This window comes from Micromonospora sp. NPDC051006 (assembly GCF_044456245.1).
Taxonomy (GTDB): domain Bacteria; phylum Actinomycetota; class Actinomycetes; order Mycobacteriales; family Micromonosporaceae; genus Micromonospora.
The window spans coordinates 17,289-35,332 of record NZ_JBITFP010000019.1; the positions used below are offsets into that span (position 1 = coordinate 17,289).

Sequence of the window (18,044 nt, forward strand, 5' to 3'; positions counted from 1 at the left end):
CCGGAGGGCGCGGCCTGCCGGGTCGACCGTGGCGCGCTCGTCGGTGCGCCCGCCAGTTCGCGAGATCACCGGGCCCCGACACCGGCGCCATGATCCACTCGACTCCTGGGGAGTCGGGGTATCCGGGCGACCGGACACTCCGACATCCGTGCACCCGAGTCGATCACGAACGAAAGCGCCCGCCGGTCGGTGACCGGCGGGCGCTTCGTCGTACGCGGGGCGCGCTCAGGACTGCGGCGCGCTCATGGTCAGCTTCTTGATGACGATCTCCTTCTTCGGGTGACCGCCACCGGCCTGCTGCGCGAAGGCCTTGTCGTCGCCGGCCTTCGCCACGTCCTGGACGATGTTCATCCCGCCGGTGACGGTGCCGAGGACGGTGTAGTTCGGGTCCAGCGGCGAGTCGCCGTAGACGATGAAGAACTGGCTGCCCGTGCTGCCCGGCTGGCCGGAGTTGGCCATCGCGATGACACCCTCCGGGTAGGGGGGCCGCTTGTCGGTCGGCAGGTTCTCCTCGGCCATCCGGTAGCTCGGGCCGCCGGTGCCGTCGGTGTCCCGCCAGCCCTTGCCGGTGGCGCTCGGGTCACCGCACTGGAGCACCTTGATGCCCTCGGTCACCAGCCGGTGGCACTTGCTGTTGTCGAAGAAGTTCTTCTCCGCCAGGTGGGTGAAGCTCGCCGCGGTGCAGGGCACCAGGGACCGGTCGACCTTGGCGGTGATCGGCCCGAGGTTGGTGTCGATCGTCATGGTCTGCACACCGGTGTTCGACTGCTGGTTGGCCGGCAGCCCGACGTCCTTGATCTCCTTGATCCGCTGATCGGCGGGGATCTCGGTGAAGGCGCACTGGGCGAGGCCGCTCGCGGCGGTCTCGGTGCCGCCGGTCTTGTCGTCGTCGCCACCCAGGCTGGTGGCCAGCCAGACGGTGCCGGCCACCACGAGCAGAAGGGCGAGGCTCGCCCCCACGATCGCCTGGGTCTGCCGGCGCTTGCGGGCCAGGGCCGCGCGCTCGGCCATCTCCTTCTCGAGCCGGGCGCGTGCCGCCGCGCGCTGCCGCTCTCTGGTGGACGTCACGCCTGGATCCTCCTGGACTGTCTGTCTGGGTGCCGCTGCGGGTGGGATGGGGCTGCCCGGTCAGCCGGCGCTCGGGCTGGGCGCCGGGGCGCCGGAGCCGGTCGGCGCCGCTGCGCCCCCGGTGACCGGCTCGCCGACGGTGAGGCTCTGGATCGCCACGTCGGTCTTGGGCTTGACCGTGGCCCCGGTCCCATTGTCCACGGTCGGCAGGGCGCCGACCTTCTCCAGGACGTCCAGGCCGCCGGTGACATTGCCGATGACCGGGTAGGCCGGCTTCTCCGGGTTGTAGTCCTTGAAGAAGAGCAGGAACTGGCTGCCGTTGGCGCCCGGCGGGTTGGCGATCATGGCTACCGTGCCCTTCGGGTAGGCCGGCGGCTGCCCCGGGGCGGGGCTGGCGGACGGGCTCGCCTCGGGCCCGTCCGGCACGTTCTCGTCGTAGAACGAGTAGGTGGGGCCGCCCAGCCCGGTGCCGCTGGGGTCGCCGCAGCGCAGCGCGCCCTCGGCGGTGATCTCGTGGCACTTGGTGTTGTCGTAGAACGACCGGCTCGCCAGGTGGGCGATGCTCGCCGCCGCGCACGGCGCCGAGGCCAGGTCGAGCTCGGCGGTGATCGGCGCACCCTGGTTGGTGGTCACCGTCATTGCCCGGGTGCCCTCGGTGGGCAGGCCGGTGGTGGCCGGGGTGCCCACGTCCTTGAGGTTGGTGTTCGCGGAGGCGTCCTGCGGGGTCCAGAGGCAGACCTCCTCGGCGGCGCTGTTCTCCGCCGGATCCGAGTCGAAGGCGCCCAACGCCCAGGCCGAGCCGGCCACGATCAGCGCCAGCACCAGGGCGGCGCCCACGCCGGCCTGAATCTGCCGCCGGCGCCGGACCCGTCCGGCCCGACGGGCCATCTGCCGGTCGAGCTTGGCCCGCGCCAGTTTGCGCTGCCGGTCCCTGCTGGAAGCCACCCGTGCTCCCCTTCCTCTACGCTGGTCGTCACCGGCGGCGGGCGTCCCCCGCCCGGGCGGGCCAGTGCGCCACGCCACACGCCCGCCAGAGTGTACGGCCACCGGCTGGGAATGTGGTGTACGAGGTCCCGGCTGCGCTTAACGGAGCGGATCACTGTGCCGGGCGGGAACGGCGGGACTGATGGGTCCGCCTAATGCGCTCGTGCCGCCGGTTAGGCTGCTGGCAGACGGACGGCAGCTCGACGGAAGGGGAGCGGACGTGCTCGTGGCCGGCTTTCCCGCCGACGCCTTCGGCACCAACTGCTACGTGGTCGCCACGGCGCCCGGCGAGCAGTGCCTGGTGGTCGACCCCGGGATCGGCGTACTCGACCGGCTCGACGCCCTGCTCGCCGAGCACCGCCTGCATCCGGCCGCCGTGCTGCTCACCCACGGCCACCTCGACCACACCTTCTCGGTGGCGCCGGTCTGCGGGGCGCGCGGCATCCCCGCGTACGTCCACCCCGGCGACCGGGAGATGCTGGCCGACCCGACCAAGGGCCTGTCGGCGGACCTCAGGGCGCTCTTCGGCGGGCGGCTGACCTACTCCGAGCCGGAGGACGTCGCCGAGCTGACCGACGGCGCCACCCTCGCGCTGGCCGGGTTGGAGATCACCGTCGACCACGCACCGGGCCATACCGGCGGGTCGGTGCTGTTCCGGATGCCCGGCGCCGGCTCGCGCTGGGAGGCGGACGAGGTCTGCCTCTCCGGTGACGTGCTCTTCGCGGGCTCGATCGGCCGCACCGACCTGCCGGGCGGCGACATGCCGGCGATGCTCACCAGCCTGCGGGACAAGATCCTTCCGCTGGCCGACGAGACCGTCGTACTGCCCGGCCACGGCCCCACGACCACCATCGGCCGCGAGCGCGCGACCAACCCGTACCTCATCGAGGTGGCGGAGTCCGGCGACGCGCGCCCGGCCGCACCCACCCGCGGCCTGTAGCCGGCCGCGCCGACTCTACTCCCCGCGCGGGCCGCGCGGGTCTGTGAACGGAGCATCATGAGCAAGCCCACGCCCATCTCCGGCTTCCCCGAGTGGTCACCGCCGCAGCGGATGATCGAGCAGTATGTGCTCGACCGGATCCGGAACACCTTCGAGCTGTACGGTTTCGCCCCGCTGGAGACCCGCGCGGTCGAGCCGCTCGACCAGTTGCTGCGCAAGGGGGAGACCTCCAAGGAGGTCTACCTGATCCGCCGGTTGCAGGCCGACGCCGACGGCCCGGCCGGCGACGACTCGCTCGGGCTGCACTTCGACCTGACCGTGCCGTTCGCCCGGTACGTGCTGGAGAACGCCGGCAAGCTGCAGTTCCCGTTCCGGCGCTACCAGATCCAGAAGGTGTGGCGCGGGGAGCGGCCGCAAGAGGGTCGCTACCGCGAGTTCCTCCAGGCCGACATCGACATCGTCGACCGGGACACCCTCGCTGCGCACCACGAGGCGGAGATGCCGCTGGTGATCGGCGACGCGCTGCGCTCGCTGCCGATCCCCCCGGTGCGCATCCAGGTCAACAACCGCAAGATCTGCGAGGGCTTCTACCGGGGCATCGGGCTCACCGACCCGGAGGCGGCGCTGCGCGCGGTCGACAAGCTGGACAAGATCGGCCCGGCGAAGGTGGCCGAGCTGCTGGCCCAGACGTCCGGGGCGAGCGAGGCGCAGGCGAAGGCGGTCCTGGCGCTGGCCGAGATCTCCGCGCCGGACGCGTCCTTCGCCGACGCGGTGCGCGCCCTCGGGGTCACCGACCCGCTGCTCGACGAGGGAATCGAGGAACTGGTCCGGGTGATGGAGACCGCGACCGCGCACTCGCCCGGCCTCTGCGTCGCCGACCTGCGGATCGCCCGTGGCCTGGACTACTACACCGGCACGGTCTACGAGACCCAGCTGCGCGGCTACGAACGGTACGGCTCGATCTGCTCCGGCGGCCGGTACGACAACCTGGCCAGCTCGGGTTCGGTCCGGTTCCCCGGGGTGGGCATCTCGATCGGGGTCACCCGGCTGCTCGGCCTGCTCTTCGGCACCGGCGGGCTGTCGGTCTCCCGGGAGGTGCCGACCTGCGTCCTGGTCGCGGTGACCAGCGAGGAGCAGCGTCCGGTGAGCAACCGGGTGGCCGACGTGCTGCGCCGGCGCGGGGTGCCGACCGAGGTGTCGCCGAGCGCGGCGAAGTTCGGCAAGCAGATCCGCTACGCCGAGCGGCGGGGCATCCCGTACGTCTGGTTCCCCGGCGTGGACGGCGCCGTCGACGAGGTCAAGGACATCCGCTCCGGCGAGCAGGCGCCGGCCACCGCCGACACCTGGACCGCGCCGCCGGCAGACCTGAAGCCGCAGGTGAGCTGACCCAACCCGCCCGCCCCCGCGACTCGCTCCCCGCTCGCTCCCGACTCCCGCGTCGATCATGCAGTTGTGGTGGGGGACGCATCCCGCTTTTCGGGATGTACCAGGCACCACGACTGCATGATCGCCGGGGGCGGGGCCGGGGGCGGGGCCGGGGCCGGGGGTTGGGGTTAGGCGTCCGGGGTTAGCGGGAGGATCAGGCAGGTGCTGGTGGCGTGGGCGACCAGGCGACCGCGGGCGTCGGTGAGGCGGGCCTCGGCCAGGGCGGTGCGGCGGCCACGTTGCAGCACGGTGCCCTCGCAGCGCAGCGTGCCGGAGTCGACGGTGGCCGGGCGGAGAAACTTCACGTTCAGATCCAGCGAGGTGTAGCCGACGCCGGCCGGCAGCGTGCTGTGCACGGCGCAGCCTGCGGCGGTGTCCAGCAGGGTGGAGAGGATTCCGCCGTGGACGGTGCCGAGCGGGTTGTAGTGGAACTCCTGCGGCACCATCTCCACCGTGACGCGTCCCTCGTCGGCCGTCATCCGGGACATGTCGAGCAACTGCATCACCGGTGGCGGGGGTAGTTCGCCGGCGAGCATCGCCTGGAGCATCTCCAGGCCGCCGCGCCGGCCGAGCGCGGCAGCGTTCTCCGCCGGGTCGGACCAGGAGAAGGTGCGGCTGCGCGTGGCGTCCTGCGTCTGCGTCATGGACTCAGGGTGTCAGTCGCTTGCTGAGTCTGTCAACGAGACCTAGCCTGGTCGCCATGAGGCCCCCTGCGCTGGACTGGTCGGTGGAGAACTGCACCATCGCCCGGGCGATGGAGATCCTCGGCGAGCGGTGGACCCTGGTGGTGCTCCGGGAGGTCTTCAACGGCATTCGTCGCTTCGACGACATGCGGATCCGCACCGGCATCCCACGCCAGGTGCTCACCAACCGGCTGGCCACCCTGGTCGAGCAGGGCGTGCTGCGCCGCGAGCCGTACCGGGAGCCGGGCAGCCGGGTGCGCCACGAGTACCGGTTGACCGACAAGGGGCTCGACCTCTGGCCGGTGCTGGTCGCCGTGCTCGGCTGGGGTGACCGCTACCTGGCCGATCCGGAGGGCTCGCCGCTGGCCGTCGAGCACCGTGACTGCGGCGCCGAGATCCGGGTCGCGCTGCGCTGCGACAGCGGCCACCCGGTGGAGTCACCGCGCGACGTGGTGCCGCGACCGGGCCCGGGCGCCCGTCGCCGAATCCGCTGACCGCGCTGACCGCGCTGACCGCGCTGACCGCGCTGACCGCGCTGACCGGCCGCGCCGGCGGGCGGGCGGGGACGGTCGCCCACCCGCCGGTGCGTGGTCACCAGCGGAAGCCGGCGGCGTACGAGACGTTCGCCAGCACCTGCTGGCCGGTGGCGTTCGGGTGGAAGTAGTCCCAGCCGGAGAGCTGGCTCAGCGTGAACGGGTAGCCGAACACCGCGTTGTCGTCGAAGTCGCAGTTCGGGCCGTACGCCGCGCAGGCCTGCGCGAGCTGGGTGTTGTAGTCGACGACCCGCTGGCGTACGCGGTTGCGCCGGTCGGTGTCGGCCGGGGCGGTGGACGTCGGGTTGGCCAGCATCGACTGGCAGATGCCGAAGAGCGACCATGCGCTGCGGGCGCTGCCGCTGTCCTTGCCGACCGACCAGAGCCGGCGGATGTCGGGGATGCTGATCAGCTGCACCCGGGCGGTGGGCAGCCCGGTCTTGAGCCGGTTCAACGCGGCGTCGATGTTGGCCCGGTAGGTGCTGACCGGGGTCATGCTCGACTCCGAGCTGGTGCAGGCGTCGTTGGCGCCGATCAGCATGGTCACGTAGCCGACGCCCTGGCCGACCGCGGTGCCGGCCTGCCCGTACATGTCGGCGGACTTCGCCCCCGACCGGGCGTCGTTGTGGTTGCGCCCTCCGATGGCCGCGTTGACCGCGCGGATGCGCAGGTAGTGGCTGTTGACGGCGGAGTTGTCACCGGTGCTGAAGGACCGGGACGTGCAGTCGACGTACCAGCCGCAGGCGTTGAAGCCGCGGGTGATCGAGTCGCCGAGGCTGGCCATCGCGCTCGGCGGTGGGCCGGGATCGGCGGCGGCGGGGGCGGCGGGGAGCAGGGCGAGCGCGGTGAGGGCGGCGAGCGGGACGAGCAGGCGTCGAATGGGGGACATGGTGGCCTCCGGGTCGCGGGTGCCGAGGGGTGGAGGTGCGGTGAGCAGATCGTATAGACAGCCATCTGTGTCCACAATGTTTCCGGTCGATGACCACCGTTGGCGGGGCGAAAAGGACAAATTTGGGTCTTGCCGATGATCTTAAGCATGTGAATACTTCAGTGAGTCGCGGCCGATTCCCCCAGTTCGGCCGGATTGTCCTGTGCCCCCGCCAGCCCCGGTGTGGGCCGTCGCTCCCTCCCTGGAGGTTTGTTACATGCGACCCACGAGGTCATCGATCCGCCACGCCGCCACCCTCACCGTGGCCGGAGCTCTGGTCGTCGGCTCGCTCATCGGCGCGCCCGCCCAGGCGGCCCCCGCCGCCTCGCCCGACACCGCCGCCGCCCTCGCCGCGCAGCTCGGCGACCGCTCCGCCGGCTCGTACATCGACGCCAACGGCAAGTCGGTCGTCACCGTGACCGACGCGGCGGCCGCCCGCCAGGCGAGCAAGGCCGGCGCCACCGTCAAGTACGTCACCCGCGGCGCCGCCGAGCTGAACCGGGCCACCGCGGACCTGGAGCGCTCGGCCAAGATCCCGGGCACCGCCTGGTGGAGCGACCCGGTCACCAACCAGGTCGTCGTCTCCGTGGACAGCACCGTCACCGGGGCGAAGCTGGAGCGGGTCAAGGCCGCCGCGGCGCGGGCCAACGGCGCGGTCCGGATCGAGGCCGAGGCCGGCGTGCTGAGCACCCGGATCTCCGGCGGCCAGGCCATCTACGCCGGCGGTGGCGGACGCTGCTCGCTCGGCTTCAACGTGCGCAGCGGCAGCACCTACTACTTCCTGACCGCCGGGCACTGCACCAACATCTCGTCGAGCTGGTACTCGAACTCGGCCCAGACCGCGTTGATCGGCACCCGGACCGGCACCAGCTTCCCGGGCAACGACTACGGCATCGTCCGGCACAGCAACTCCGCCAACGCGGCCGGCAACGTCTACCTCTACAACGGCAGCTACCGGGACATCACCGGCGCCGGCAACGCCTCCGTCGGCCAGTCGGTGCAGCGCTCCGGCAGCACCACCGGCCTGCGCAGCGGCTCGGTGAACGCGACCAACGCCACGGTGAACTACGCCGAGGGTTCGGTCTCCGGCCTGATTCGGACCAACGTCTGCGCCGAGCCGGGCGACAGCGGCGGCTCGCTGTTCAGCGGCAGCACCGCCCTGGGCCTGACCTCCGGCGGCAGTGGCAACTGCCGCACCGGCGGCACGACCTACTTCCAGCCGGTCACCGAGGCCCTGAGCCGCTACGGCGTCAGCGTCTTCTGATCCACACCAGCTGAGCGGGCCGCCGGATTTCTCCGGCGGCCCGCGTCGTGCGTCCGGGCGGTCGGGTCGCCACCCTGCCGGCGGCGTACCGCGCGGGCAGCCGACTCACGGAAGCGGGGCCGACTCACGGAAGCGGGTCGGGCCGCGGCGGAGTGGGCTCACGGGCCGGCCGACGGGAATCGTGCGGCACGACCCGGGTCACCCGCCGACCCGAGTCGACGGGCGGCGCGGCGTCGGCGACCGTGGCGGTCCCGGCGGCCGCGGGGTCGGCGGCTGTGGCAGGCCCGGCGGCCGTGGGAAGACCGGCGGCCGCTGGACGACCGGCGGTCCCGGCGGTCCCGGCGGCCCTGGTGAGACGGGCGGGAGCGGCGGCCGTGGCGTCGTCGGCGGCCGTGGCGGCCCAGGTGAGCTGCGCCCGCCGGGCGGAGAGGACCGCCAGCAGCGGCCAGAGCGCGACGGCCACCGCCAGCACCCGCTCGGCCAGCCCGGTGCGGGACCCGCCGGTCACCTCGAACGCGAACCAGCCGAAGAGGACCAGCAGCAGCGCGGTGACGCTGAGCCCCACCGCCCGGCGGAACGCCCACGGCGGTTCCGGCCGGGCCGGGTGCCCGGCGTCCGGGCCCCGCGGTAGCCGCAGCGCCGAACCGGCCGGCCAGAGCGCCATGGCGAGGACGGCCACGGTGGCCACGACGCCGTGGCCGAGGGAGCCGCCGACCGTCGGTCGGGGGAAGGCGATCAGCGCGATGGTGGCCACCCCGCCGACGGCGAGCAGGAAGCGGCTGGGCAGCCCGGCCGCGTGCAGTACGGCGGCGATCGCCACGTAGCAGCCGCCGAACAGCACCAGACAGCCGATCATGATCCAGGCGTCGGTGGCGTCGTGCCCGGCCAGCTCGCTGATGGTGTCCCGGACCGGGTCGTAGCCGGCGGGCTGGCGGGCGCCCGCGACCGTCCAGCCGGTCACCAGCAGCACGGGTGCCGCCGCCGCCGTGGCGACGGCCCAGTTGGGTACGACGCGCATTCGGCCACGTTAACCGGCGCGGCGTCGCGCCGAGCCGGGTTCGCGCCGACCGCCCGACGACGAATTGCCCTGGCGTGCCGGGTGCCCGGGAGCGAGGAGTCCCGCCCCTGACAGAATGCCGGTGAGGACTGTTCCACGATGAGGAGTTGCCAGCCGTGATCCGTACCCACAATGCCGGAAGCCTGCGCGCCGCGGACGCCGGCTCGACGGTGACGCTCGCCGGCTGGGTGGCCCGCCGCCGCGACCACGGCGGTGTCATCTTCGTCGACCTGCGCGACGGCTCCGGCGTGGTCCAGGTGGTGTTCCGCGAGGAGGACGCGCACGCGCTGCGCAACGAGTTCTGCGTGAAGGTCACCGGTGAGGTGACCCGCCGCCCGGAGGGCAACGAGAACCCGGAGCTGCCCACCGGCGAGGTCGAGGTGACCGTCGCGGAGCTGGAGGTGCTCTCCGAGGCGGCGCCGCTGCCGCTGCCGGTCGACGACCAGATCGAGGCCGGCGACGACATCCGGCTCCGGTACCGCTACCTCGACCTGCGACGCAGCGGGCCGGCTAGCGCGATGCGGCTGCGCTCGCGGGCCAACCAGCTGGCTCGCGGCGTGCTGCACGAGCGGGACTTCCTGGAGATCGAGACCCCGACGCTGACCCGGTCCACCCCGGAGGGCGCCCGCGACTTCCTGGTGCCGGTCCGGCTCCAGCCCGGCAGCTGGTACGCCCTGCCGCAGTCCCCGCAGCTGTTCAAGCAGCTGCTGATGGTCGGCGGGATGGAGCGCTATTACCAGATCGCCCGCTGCTACCGCGACGAGGACTTCCGCGCCGACCGGCAGCCGGAGTTCACCCAGCTCGACATCGAGATGTCCTTCGTCACCGAGGACGACGTGATCGACCTCGGCGAGGCGATCGTCTCGGCGCTCTGGAAGGACCTGGCCGGGCACGAGATCTCCCGGCCGATCCCGCGGATCACCTGGCACGACGCGATGGCCCGGTACGGCTCCGACAAGCCGGACCTGCGCTACGGCGTCGAGCTGACCGAGCTGACCGACTACCTGCGCGGCACCGAGTTCCGGGTCTTCGCCGGCGCGATCGACGCCGGCGGCTACGTCGGCGCGGTGGTGATGCCCGGCGGCGCGTCGCAGACCCGCAAGGAGCTGGACGGCTGGCAGGACTGGGCGAAGGCGCGCGGCGCGCGCGGTCTGGCGTACGTGGTGCTCGACGCGGAGACCGGCGAGGCGCGCGGCCCGGTGGCGAAGAACCTCTCCGAGGCGCACCTGGCCGGGCTGGCCGACGCGGTGGGCGCCAAGCCCGGCGACGCGATCTTCTTCGCCGCCGGCGCGAACACCCGCGAGGCGCAGGAGTTGCTCGGCGCCGCCCGGATCGAGATCGCCAAGCGGGCCGGGCTGGTCGACGAGAGCGCCTGGGCGTTCTGCTGGGTGGTCGACGCGCCGATGTTCGAGCGCACCGACGAGGGTGGGTGGACCGCGGTGCACCACCCGTTCACCTCCCCGAACGCCGAGTGGGTGGACCGATTCGAGGAAGCGCCGGACCGGGCGCTGGCCTACGCGTACGACATCGTCTGCAACGGCAACGAGATCGGCGGCGGCTCGATCCGTATCCACCGTGGTGACGTGCAGAAGCGGGTCTTCGACCTGCTCGGCATCACCCCGGAGGAGGCGCAGGACAAGTTCGGCTTCCTGCTCGAGGCGTTCAAGTACGGCGCGCCGCCGCACGGCGGCATCGCCTTCGGCTGGGACCGGGTCTGCATGCTGCTCGCGGGCGCGGACTCGATCCGCGAGGTGATTGCCTTCCCGAAGACCCGGGGTGGCTTCGACCCGCTGACCGGCGCGCCGACGCCGATCACCGGCCAGCAGCGCACCGAGGCCGGCATCGACGCCAAGCCCAAGCCCCCCGCCACCCCGCACACCGGCACCGCCGGCCCCGCCGCCCCGGTAGCCGACCCCACCTGACCCACCCGGGGGCCTTGCCCCTGTTGATCAAGAGGTCCGCGTCATGATTCGCTGTCGACATGACGCGGACCTCTTGATCCTTTTTCGGGAAGTAGGGGGCGGGGTGGGATGAGGCTGCTCGTGGTGGGGGCCAGCGGGTTCCTGGGCGGTGAGGTGTGCCGGCAGGCGGTGGCCGCCGGATGGCCGGTGGTGGGGACGTACCACTCGGGCGCGGTCGGGCTGTCGGGAGTGCAGGCGCGGCGGTTCGACGTGACCGACCGCGCCGCGGTGCGCGCGCTGGTCGCCGAGGTGCGGCCGGACGCCGTCGTCGGCACCCCCTACCGGTACGGCGACTGGACGGTGACCGCCGACGGGGCGGCGCACGTCGCGGTCGCCGCCGCCGAGGTGGGGGCGCGGTTGGTGCACCTCTCCAGCGACGCGCTGCACGCCGGCCGCCCCGAGCCGTACGCCGACGACGAGCCGCCCAGCCCGGTCTACCCGTACGGCGCGGCGAAGGCGGCGGCCGAGACCGCGGTGCGGGCGATCGACCCCGGCGCGGCGCTGGTGCGCACCTCGCTGATCCTGGGGGAGGGGAGCAAGCAGGTCGAACTCTGCCGGGACGCGCTCGCCGGCCGGGCGGCTCTCTTCACCGACGCGATCCGCTGCCCGGTCGATGTCACCGACCTGGCCGCCGCCGTGCTGGAGTTGGTCGAGGGCGACCACGCCGGCCCGCTCAACGTGGCCGGCCCGGATGCGGTCAGCCGCGCCGAACTCGGCCGGCTGGTGGCCCGCCGCGAGGGCCTCGACCCGGCCGGCCTGAAGACCACCACCAGCGCGGAGTCCGGGGCGACCGGCCCCGTCGAGGTGCGCCTCGACTGCTCCCGCGCCGCCGGACTGCTGCGGACCCGGCTGCGCGGGGTCCGCGAACTCCTCGCCGGCTGAGCGCCCCCCGGAAGCATCCCCGACGGTCACGCACACTTCCTGTGCACAACTATTGTGCACAGGAAGTGTGCACAGCTATTGTGCATGCATGGATGACGAACATCCGGGCGGGCCACCCGCCCCCCGCAGCGTCCAGCTGGACGCCCGGCAGGTCCGCACGCTGGCCCACCCGCTCCGGATGCGGCTGCTCGGCACGCTGCGTCTCGACGGGCCGGCGACGGCCACCGCGCTGGCCGAGAAGCTGCACACCAACACCGGGGCGACCAGCTACCACCTGCGGCAGCTCGCCGAGGTGGGGCTGGTGACCGAGGACCTCGACCGCGGCGCCGGCCGCCAGCGGTGGTGGCAGGCGGCGCACGACATCAGCAACTTCGAGCCGACGGACTTCGACGACGACCCGGACGCCCGAGCGGCGGTGCAGTGGATCCAGGCCGACCAGGTGCGGCTCCTCGCCGAGCAGGCCGAACGGTGGATGGCCGTCGCGCCCGGCTGGTCCCGCGAGTGGCGCGACGCCGCCGGCATGGGTGACATGGTGCTCGAGCTCGGGCCGGCCCGGCTCCGCGCGCTCAACGACGAGCTGTGGCAGCTGCTGGAGCGCTACCGCGACGAGGCCACGCCCGACGAGCGGGACGCCCGGTCCGTGCACGTCTTCCTGGCCGCCTTCCCCCGGGTGGAGGAGGAACGATGAGCGCGCTCTCCGTACGCCAGGTCCGCCGCCGTTTCCTGGTGCTGCACGGACTGCGCTGGCTGCCCTCCGGCCTGATCATCCCGGTGATGATCCTGCTGATGCAGCAACGTGGCCTGTCGCTGTCCCAGATCGGGCTGGTCACGGTCGCCCAGGGCCTGGTCGTGCTGGCGCTGGAGCTGCCCACCGGCGGGCTCGCCGACGCCCTCGGCCGACGGCCGGTGCTCCTGGTGGCCTGGACACTCGGCCTGATCTCTCTGCTGATCTTCGCGGTGGCCGACTCGTTCGCGCTCTTCGCCCTGGTCTGGGCGTTGCAGGGCGTCTTCCGGGCGCTGGACAGCGGTCCCCTGGAGTCCTGGTACGTCGACGCCACCCTGGCCGCCGACCCCGAGGCGAAGTACGAGCCGGGTCTCGGCTACGCGGGCACGGTGATCGGCGTGGCCATCGCCGCCGGAGCGCTGCTCAGCGGCGGCCTGGTCGCGCTCGGCCCGATCGGGCCGGTCAGCGCGCTCACCGTCCCGGTGCTGGTCGCCGCCGCGTTCCAGCTGGTGGCCCTGGCCGCCCTGCTGGTGCTGCTGCGGGAGGTCCGCCCGGCCCGAGGCGCCGGGGCGCTGCGGGCGTCGCTCGTCGAGGCGCCACGGATGATCGGTCAGGCCGTCGGGCTGCTGCGCCGCTCCCGGGTGCTCCTGGCGCTGGTCTCCGTCGAGCTGTTCTGGGGCTTCGGGATGGTCACCTTCGAGTCGCTGCTGCCGGTGCGGCTCTCCGAGGTGGTCGGAGATCCGGACCGGGCGGCGGCGCTGCTCGGGCCGGCGAACTCGGCGGCCTGGCTGGCCGGGGCGGCCGGCGCCGCGCTCACCCCGCTGCTGCTGCGCTGGCTCGGGGCCGCCCCGAGCGCCGCACTGATGCTCCTTCTCCAGGGCGGCACGGTGGTCGGGATGGGGCTGCTCGCCGGCCCGGTCGGTGTGCTGCTCGCCTACCTCGCCTGCTACACCGTGCACGGGGCGGCCAACCCGCTGCACCAGGGCCTGCTGCACCGCCAGGTCGACGGCCCCTACCGGACCAGCGTCATCTCGCTCAACTCGATGATGGGCCAGCCCGGCTTCGCGATCGGCGCGGTGGTGCTCACCGCGCTCGCCGACACGGTCAGCGTCACCGCCGCGATGCTGGTCGGCGCCGTGGTGCTGGCCCTCGCCGCGCCGCTCTACCTGCCTGCCTGGCGGGCCGGTCGGGCCGCCGACCGGGCACCGGTCACCCCGGCCGGGCCGACGCCGTCGGCCGGGACGGTCGAGCCCAGTGCCGTGGCGGCGGACGCGGCCGGCGCCACGAGGGGCAGCTGAGCCGGCAGGGCGCGTCGCGGTTCGGGTGTGCTGCCGCTGGGTCGTCACGACGGCTCGGCGGCAGCACACCCGCCCGACGGCACCGGGTGGCGTACGGCCTCAGCCGAGGTGCAGGGAGCTGCGCGGCAGGGTGTTGGTGAAACCGAGCCGCCGGTAGAGCCGGATCGCCCCGACGTTGACCGTGTAGACGCCGAGCGCGGCCTGGTCGTGGCGGGTGAGCAGCGTCCGGGTCATTCCGGCGGTGAGCGCCGCGCCCAGCCCCTGCCCGCGCACGGCCGGGGCGACGGTGAGCCCGGCCAGGAAGCCGATGTCGCCCCGGCTGCGATCCGCCCCGCAGGCGACCAGCCGGTCGCCGTCGCGGATGCCGTACCAGTCGACGACCCGGGGGTCGCCCGGGCGTGAGGTGCTGGTGGGGAAGGCCTCGTCGACCAGCGCGGCGAGCGCCGGGTGGTCGGCCTCGGTGAGCCGGACCACCCGCTCCTCGCTGGGCTGGAACGGCGGCGGCGTGGTGGTCCAGAGGAAGTCCCACTCGTCGTGCCGCGCCACGGTCAGCCGGCCGGCCAGCTCCGCCGGGTCGAGTCGGGGCAGGTGCACCCACTGGCCGGGGCCGAGCGCACCCTCGGCGACCAGCGCGGCGCAGACGTCCAGCGCGGGGCCGGGCGAGCCGAGCGCCCCGGCCGCCGGTCCGTGCTCCGCCGGCAGCAGCCAGAGCACCGCGCCGTCGCGCCGGTAACCGCGCGGCTCGCTGTCCCGCCAGAGCGAGTGCCGGGCGTACGGATGGTGGCCGGCGGCGGCCAGGATGGCGGCCCGGCCATGCAGGACCTGGTCGGCGATGATCATGCAGTCAGCCTAGAAGCCCGCAGCGCAGCGCATCCGCCGGTGCCCGGGTCGGACGGGTGGGTCCATGGTGGAGATTGGCGAGCGGACCGATTGGGTACATCTCGCGCCGACCTACTGGGAACCCCCACCGGAGGAACGCCATGCTCGCCATTCTCGCGGCGATCGTATTCGGCTTCGCCCTGCTGCTCGACCTGATGGACACCAACTTCGGCGCGCCGGACCTGTTCAACTGGAACACCCTTGTGCTCATCGGCCTGCTGCTGCTCTCGCTCTACCTGGCCGGTGTCGGCCGTGGCCCGGGTGGCGGCGGCGGCCGCTGGTACCGGGGTCGGCGTCCGGGTCGGGGCTGACCGGAACCGATCACCGAGGTCGGGCCGCGGCGCGATTCCGGCGTTGCGGACCCGGCCCGGTACTGTTCCCGTGATGGAGTCCGACGCCCTCTTCTCCCTCGGTGAACCCGCCGGAGCGCCCAGCGCCCCCGCGGGTTCCGCTGGCGTCGACGGGTTCAGCACGGTCGGGCCGGATTCGCCCCTGCCGGTGCGGATGCGCCCGGCGAGCCTGGACGAGCTGATCGGGCAGGACCACCTGCTCGCCCCCGGGGCCCCGCTGCGCCAGCTGGTCAGCGGCGGCGCGCCGATGTCGGTGATCCTCTGGGGCCCGCCGGGTAGCGGCAAGACCACCATCGCGCACCTGGTCGCCGGGGCCACCGACCGCCGGTTCGTCGCCATGTCGGCGCTCTCCGCCGGGGTGAAGGACGTCCGGGCGGTGATCGAGACGGCCCGTCGGCAGCGCCGCAGCGGCGGCCCGCAGACCGTGCTCTTCATCGACGAGGTGCACCGGTTCAGCAAGACCCAGCAGGACTCGCTGCTCGCCGCGGTCGAGGACCGCACGGTCACGCTGCTCGCGGCCACCACCGAGAACCCGTACTTCTCGGTGATCTCGCCGCTGCTCTCCCGGTGCGTGCTGCTCACCCTCCAGCCGCTGGACGACGAGGCGGTGCGTAGCCTGCTGCGCCGGGCGGTCGCCGACGAGCGGGGTCTCGGCGGCACGCTGACCCTGGAGCCGGCGGCCGAGGACCACCTCGTCCGGCTCGCCGCCGGCGACGTACGCAAGGCCCTGACCGCCCTGGAGGCCGCTGCCTCCTCCGCCGGCGCGCTCGGCGCCGGCGTGATCGACCTGAGCACCGCCGAGCAGGCGGTGGACGTGGCCGCCGTCCGCTACGACCGGGACGGCGACGCGCACTACGACGTGATCAGCGCCTTCATCAAGAGCATGCGCGGCTCGGACGTGGACGCGGCGCTGCACTGGTTGGCTCGGATGCTGGTCGCCGGCGAGGACGCCCGGTTCATCGCCCGCCGGTTGGTGATCTTCGCGAGCGAGGACGTCGGGATGGCCGACCCGAGCGCGTTGAGCGTGGCCACCGCCGCCGCGCACGCGGTGGAGTACGTCGGGCTTCCGGAGGTCCAGCTCAACCTCGCCCAGGCGGTGATCCACCTGGCCACCGCGCCGAAGTCCAACTCGGCCACCACCGCGATCGGCGCGGCCATCGCCGACGTGCGGGCCGGGCGGGGCGGTCCGGTGCCCCGTGGGCTGCGCGACGCGCACTACGCCGGCGCCCGCGGGCTCGGTCACGGTGCCGGTTACCGCTATCCGCACGACGACCAGCGCGGCGTGCTCACCCAGCAGTACGTGCCGGACGACCTGGTCGGCACCGACTACTACCGGCCCAGCCAGCACGGCTCGGAGCGGTCGGTGGCCACCCGGCTGCCGCTGTTGCGCCGGATCGTCCGCGGGCTGCCCACCCCGGTGAGCCGGCCGGCGGCGTCGGACTCGGCGGCGACGCGACCCGTGGTCCCGGCGGCCGGATCCGAGGCGCCGGCTTCGGTCCCGGCGGGCAACGGCGGTCGACCGACGGGCTCGGATGGCGCCGACGTGGCGGAGCAGGGCGGCAGCGACGCCGCCGGAGAGGGTCAGCAGTGAAATCCCGTGGGGAGCGACCGGAGGACGGCCCGGACGAGCGGCGCGATCCCCGTGCCAAGGGCCGCCGCTGGGGGCGGGGCCGAGCCGAGGCCGAACCGGAGGAGCCGGTCAGCGGCGAGGAGTTCGGCTGGATCGACGACCTGCGCTCGGCCAAGCAGCAACAGGTCGAGCTGGGGCCGGGTGCGCCGGAGGCCGGCGCACCGACCGCTCGCGGCGGCGTTCCGGTACCACCCGGCCCGGACGGGCCACCGCCCGGCGCGCCCCCGGTGCGTCGGGGCGGAACGGAGAGCGGCGCCGCCCGGCCGCGTCCGGTCGACGGGCCGTGGCCCGGCGCGCCGGAGCAGCCCGGCCCGGCCCGCCCGGAGCAGCGGCCACCGGCGCCGCCCGGCGTCGGGCCGACGCCCGGCCCGGCCGCCCCGCACCAGCCCGTCCGCCGCGGCGCGGCGTCGGTACCGGCTCCCGGAGCGCATCCGACTTCGGGCGGCCCGCCGGGGGCCCGGCCAGCCGCGGGCGCCCCGAGAGGCCCGCAGCCCCGCCCGAACCCCGAGGCTCCCGCCGGGCCACCCGGCGCCCGACCCGTGGCCGGTCCGCAGGGCCCCCGGCCCACCCCCGGCGATCCGGCGGGTGCGCCGCCACGCCCGGGTGCTGACAACCCGGTACGCCCGCCCGGTCCCCGGCCGGTCTCCGGCGGCCCGGCCGGTGCGCCGACGAACCCGCGAAACCTGCCGCCGCTCGGTCAGCCGCCGGCGGTGCCCGGCGGTCTGCGGCCCGACCCCGGTGCCGAGCGCGAACCGCGCCCGGACCGGCGCCGCCGCGGCCCGGTCGGTGCGCTCGCCCCGGACCCCGGGGCTCCGACCACGACGGGGCCGGTCACCGACCGGGCCCCCGCATCCGGTTCCGGTCGCCGGCGGGCACCGGAACCCGACGAGTCTCCGGTGCCCCGCTCGGGCAACGCTCCGCCGGTTCCCGGCGCCTCCGCCGAGGAGCCGACGGCCGGCTCGGCCACCGCCAGCGGGCGTCGCCGGCGTCCGGTGGCGGGGGAGACGGAGAGTCCGGCCGGCCGTCGGCGGGCCGCCCCGGACGAGGCCGACACCGCCTCGGGCCGTCGGCATGCGCCCGACGAGGCCGACACCGCCGCTGGCCGTCGGCATGCGGCGGACGGTGCCGAGACCGCCTCGGGCCGTCGGCGGGCGGCGGACGACGCCGATGCCACCGCGGGCCGTCGGCGGGTGGAGCCGGAGGAGGCCGAGACCGCCTCCGGTCGACGGTCCGGCGCGGGCGATGCCGGTCCGACCCGGGGCGGTCGCCCCGAACGCCCGGCGGACTGGCTGCGTCAGGCGGGCCGACTGCCACACACCGATCCGAAGCTTCCGGTGATCAACCGCAGTGGGTCGACGCCGTCCGCGCCGACGACCCCGCCGGCCCCGGACCGCTCCACCGGGCGGCGACCGGCACCCGGCCCCGTCCCGCCGGGTCA

16 protein-coding genes are annotated in these 18,044 nt (G+C 74.2%); 10 read left to right on the plus strand and 6 right to left on the minus strand.

The window, feature by feature from the left end; all coding sequences use genetic code 11:
• Window positions 1–225: 225 nt before the first annotated feature.
• Both ACIBBA_RS24350 and ACIBBA_RS24355 read right to left on the minus strand, forming a co-directional pair.
• Entirely contained in the window at window positions 226–1,068 is an 843-nt protein-coding gene (locus ACIBBA_RS24350) for a peptidylprolyl isomerase (protein ID WP_396700277.1), read from the minus strand.
• Between the two features lie 60 nt (window positions 1,069–1,128).
• Entirely contained in the window at window positions 1,129–2,013 is an 885-nt protein-coding gene (locus ACIBBA_RS24355; protein ID WP_396700278.1) for a peptidylprolyl isomerase, read from the minus strand.
• A 259-nt stretch (window positions 2,014–2,272) separates the two neighbouring features.
• Between ACIBBA_RS24355 and ACIBBA_RS24360 the strand changes: the two genes are divergently transcribed.
• Together ACIBBA_RS24360 and hisS are read left to right on the plus strand one after the other, a co-directional pair.
• Window positions 2,273–2,992 (plus strand): MBL fold metallo-hydrolase, encoded by a 720-nt coding sequence (locus tag ACIBBA_RS24360; protein WP_396700279.1) that lies wholly within the window; start codon window positions 2,273–2,275, stop codon window positions 2,990–2,992.
• A 57-nt stretch (window positions 2,993–3,049) separates the two neighbouring features.
• On the plus strand, window positions 3,050–4,378 hold the full coding sequence (hisS, locus tag ACIBBA_RS24365) for a histidine--tRNA ligase (RefSeq protein WP_396700280.1): 1,329 nt from the start codon (window positions 3,050–3,052) through the stop codon (window positions 4,376–4,378).
• Window positions 4,379–4,545: 167 nt separating this feature from the next.
• Here the strand turns inward: hisS and ACIBBA_RS24370 are convergent, their stop codons facing one another.
• Window positions 4,546–5,061 (minus strand): PaaI family thioesterase, encoded by a 516-nt coding sequence (locus tag ACIBBA_RS24370; RefSeq protein ID WP_350871070.1) that lies wholly within the window; start codon window positions 5,059–5,061, stop codon window positions 4,546–4,548.
• A gap of 56 nt (window positions 5,062–5,117) precedes the next feature.
• Between ACIBBA_RS24370 and ACIBBA_RS24375 the strand changes: the two genes are divergently transcribed.
• A complete protein-coding gene (locus ACIBBA_RS24375; protein ID WP_396700281.1) occupies window positions 5,118–5,594 on the plus strand; it encodes a winged helix-turn-helix transcriptional regulator in 477 nt (158 codons plus the stop codon).
• Window positions 5,595–5,691: 97 nt separating this feature from the next.
• On the opposite strand, the gene ACIBBA_RS24380 is transcribed toward ACIBBA_RS24375, so the two are convergent.
• A complete protein-coding gene (locus ACIBBA_RS24380; protein WP_396700282.1) occupies window positions 5,692–6,522 on the minus strand; it encodes a GDSL-type esterase/lipase family protein in 831 nt (276 codons plus the stop codon).
• Between the two features lie 256 nt (window positions 6,523–6,778).
• On the opposite strand from ACIBBA_RS24380, the gene ACIBBA_RS24385 reads away from it, so the two are divergent.
• Window positions 6,779–7,825, plus strand: a complete 1,047-nt coding sequence (locus ACIBBA_RS24385) for a S1 family peptidase (RefSeq protein ID WP_396700283.1) — start codon at window positions 6,779–6,781, stop codon at window positions 7,823–7,825.
• 124 nt (window positions 7,826–7,949) lie between these two features.
• Here the strand turns inward: ACIBBA_RS24385 and ACIBBA_RS24390 are convergent, their stop codons facing one another.
• On the minus strand, window positions 7,950–8,843 hold the full coding sequence (locus ACIBBA_RS24390; protein WP_396700284.1) for a DUF998 domain-containing protein: 894 nt from the start codon (window positions 8,841–8,843) through the stop codon (window positions 7,950–7,952).
• A gap of 155 nt (window positions 8,844–8,998) precedes the next feature.
• Between ACIBBA_RS24390 and aspS the strand changes: the two genes are divergently transcribed.
• From aspS to ACIBBA_RS24410, 4 genes are all read left to right on the plus strand, one after another.
• Window positions 8,999–10,804, plus strand: coding sequence for an aspartate--tRNA ligase (aspS, locus tag ACIBBA_RS24395; protein ID WP_396700285.1), 1,806 nt, complete (start codon window positions 8,999–9,001; stop codon window positions 10,802–10,804).
• A gap of 108 nt (window positions 10,805–10,912) precedes the next feature.
• Window positions 10,913–11,725 (plus strand): sugar nucleotide-binding protein, encoded by an 813-nt coding sequence (locus ACIBBA_RS24400; RefSeq protein ID WP_396700286.1) that lies wholly within the window; start codon window positions 10,913–10,915, stop codon window positions 11,723–11,725.
• A gap of 88 nt (window positions 11,726–11,813) precedes the next feature.
• Window positions 11,814–12,413, plus strand: coding sequence for an ArsR/SmtB family transcription factor (locus ACIBBA_RS24405; RefSeq protein ID WP_396700287.1), 600 nt, complete (start codon window positions 11,814–11,816; stop codon window positions 12,411–12,413).
• The gene (locus ACIBBA_RS24410; protein ID WP_396700288.1) at window positions 12,410–13,747 is read left to right on the plus strand and encodes an MFS transporter; all 1,338 of its coding nucleotides are present in this window, start codon (window positions 12,410–12,412) and stop codon (window positions 13,745–13,747) included. The genes ACIBBA_RS24405 and ACIBBA_RS24410 overlap by 4 nt, the downstream gene beginning before the upstream one ends.
• Window positions 13,748–13,846: 99 nt before the next feature.
• On the opposite strand, the gene ACIBBA_RS24415 is transcribed toward ACIBBA_RS24410, so the two are convergent.
• Window positions 13,847–14,587, minus strand: coding sequence for a GNAT family N-acetyltransferase (locus tag ACIBBA_RS24415; RefSeq protein ID WP_396700289.1), 741 nt, complete (start codon window positions 14,585–14,587; stop codon window positions 13,847–13,849).
• A 140-nt stretch (window positions 14,588–14,727) separates the two neighbouring features.
• Between ACIBBA_RS24415 and ACIBBA_RS24420 the strand changes: the two genes are divergently transcribed.
• Complete coding sequence (locus ACIBBA_RS24420; protein WP_155332763.1) at window positions 14,728–14,937, plus strand: hypothetical protein; 210 nt, start codon at window positions 14,728–14,730, stop codon at window positions 14,935–14,937.
• Window positions 14,938–15,010: 73 nt separating this feature from the next.
• Window positions 15,011–16,567, plus strand: a complete 1,557-nt coding sequence (locus ACIBBA_RS24425) for a replication-associated recombination protein A (RefSeq protein WP_396700290.1) — start codon at window positions 15,011–15,013, stop codon at window positions 16,565–16,567.
• The last annotated feature ends 1,477 nt before the right edge of the window (window positions 16,568–18,044 follow it).

Bases quoted from the DNA above. Each gene is read 5' to 3' on its own strand.
- ACIBBA_RS24370 (WP_350871070.1), bottom strand. From the start codon at position 5,061: ATGACGCAGACGCAGGACGCCACGCGCAGCCGCACCTTCTCCTGGTCC.
- ACIBBA_RS24385 (WP_396700283.1), top strand. From the start codon at position 6,779: ATGCGACCCACGAGGTCATCGATCCGCCACGCCGCCACCCTCACCGTG.
- ACIBBA_RS24425 (WP_396700290.1), top strand. From the start codon at position 15,011: ATGGAGTCCGACGCCCTCTTCTCCCTCGGTGAACCCGCCGGAGCGCCC.
- ACIBBA_RS24410 (WP_396700288.1), top strand. From the start codon at position 12,410: ATGAGCGCGCTCTCCGTACGCCAGGTCCGCCGCCGTTTCCTGGTGCTG.
- ACIBBA_RS24420 (WP_155332763.1), top strand. From the start codon at position 14,728: ATGCTCGCCATTCTCGCGGCGATCGTATTCGGCTTCGCCCTGCTGCTC.
- ACIBBA_RS24415 (WP_396700289.1), bottom strand. From the start codon at position 14,587: ATGATCATCGCCGACCAGGTCCTGCATGGCCGGGCCGCCATCCTGGCC.
- hisS (WP_396700280.1), top strand. From the start codon at position 3,050: ATGAGCAAGCCCACGCCCATCTCCGGCTTCCCCGAGTGGTCACCGCCG.
- ACIBBA_RS24400 (WP_396700286.1), top strand. From the start codon at position 10,913: ATGAGGCTGCTCGTGGTGGGGGCCAGCGGGTTCCTGGGCGGTGAGGTG.
- ACIBBA_RS24380 (WP_396700282.1), bottom strand. From the start codon at position 6,522: ATGTCCCCCATTCGACGCCTGCTCGTCCCGCTCGCCGCCCTCACCGCG.
- ACIBBA_RS24405 (WP_396700287.1), top strand. From the start codon at position 11,814: ATGGATGACGAACATCCGGGCGGGCCACCCGCCCCCCGCAGCGTCCAG.
- ACIBBA_RS24390 (WP_396700284.1), bottom strand. From the start codon at position 8,843: ATGCGCGTCGTACCCAACTGGGCCGTCGCCACGGCGGCGGCGGCACCC.
- ACIBBA_RS24375 (WP_396700281.1), top strand. From the start codon at position 5,118: ATGAGGCCCCCTGCGCTGGACTGGTCGGTGGAGAACTGCACCATCGCC.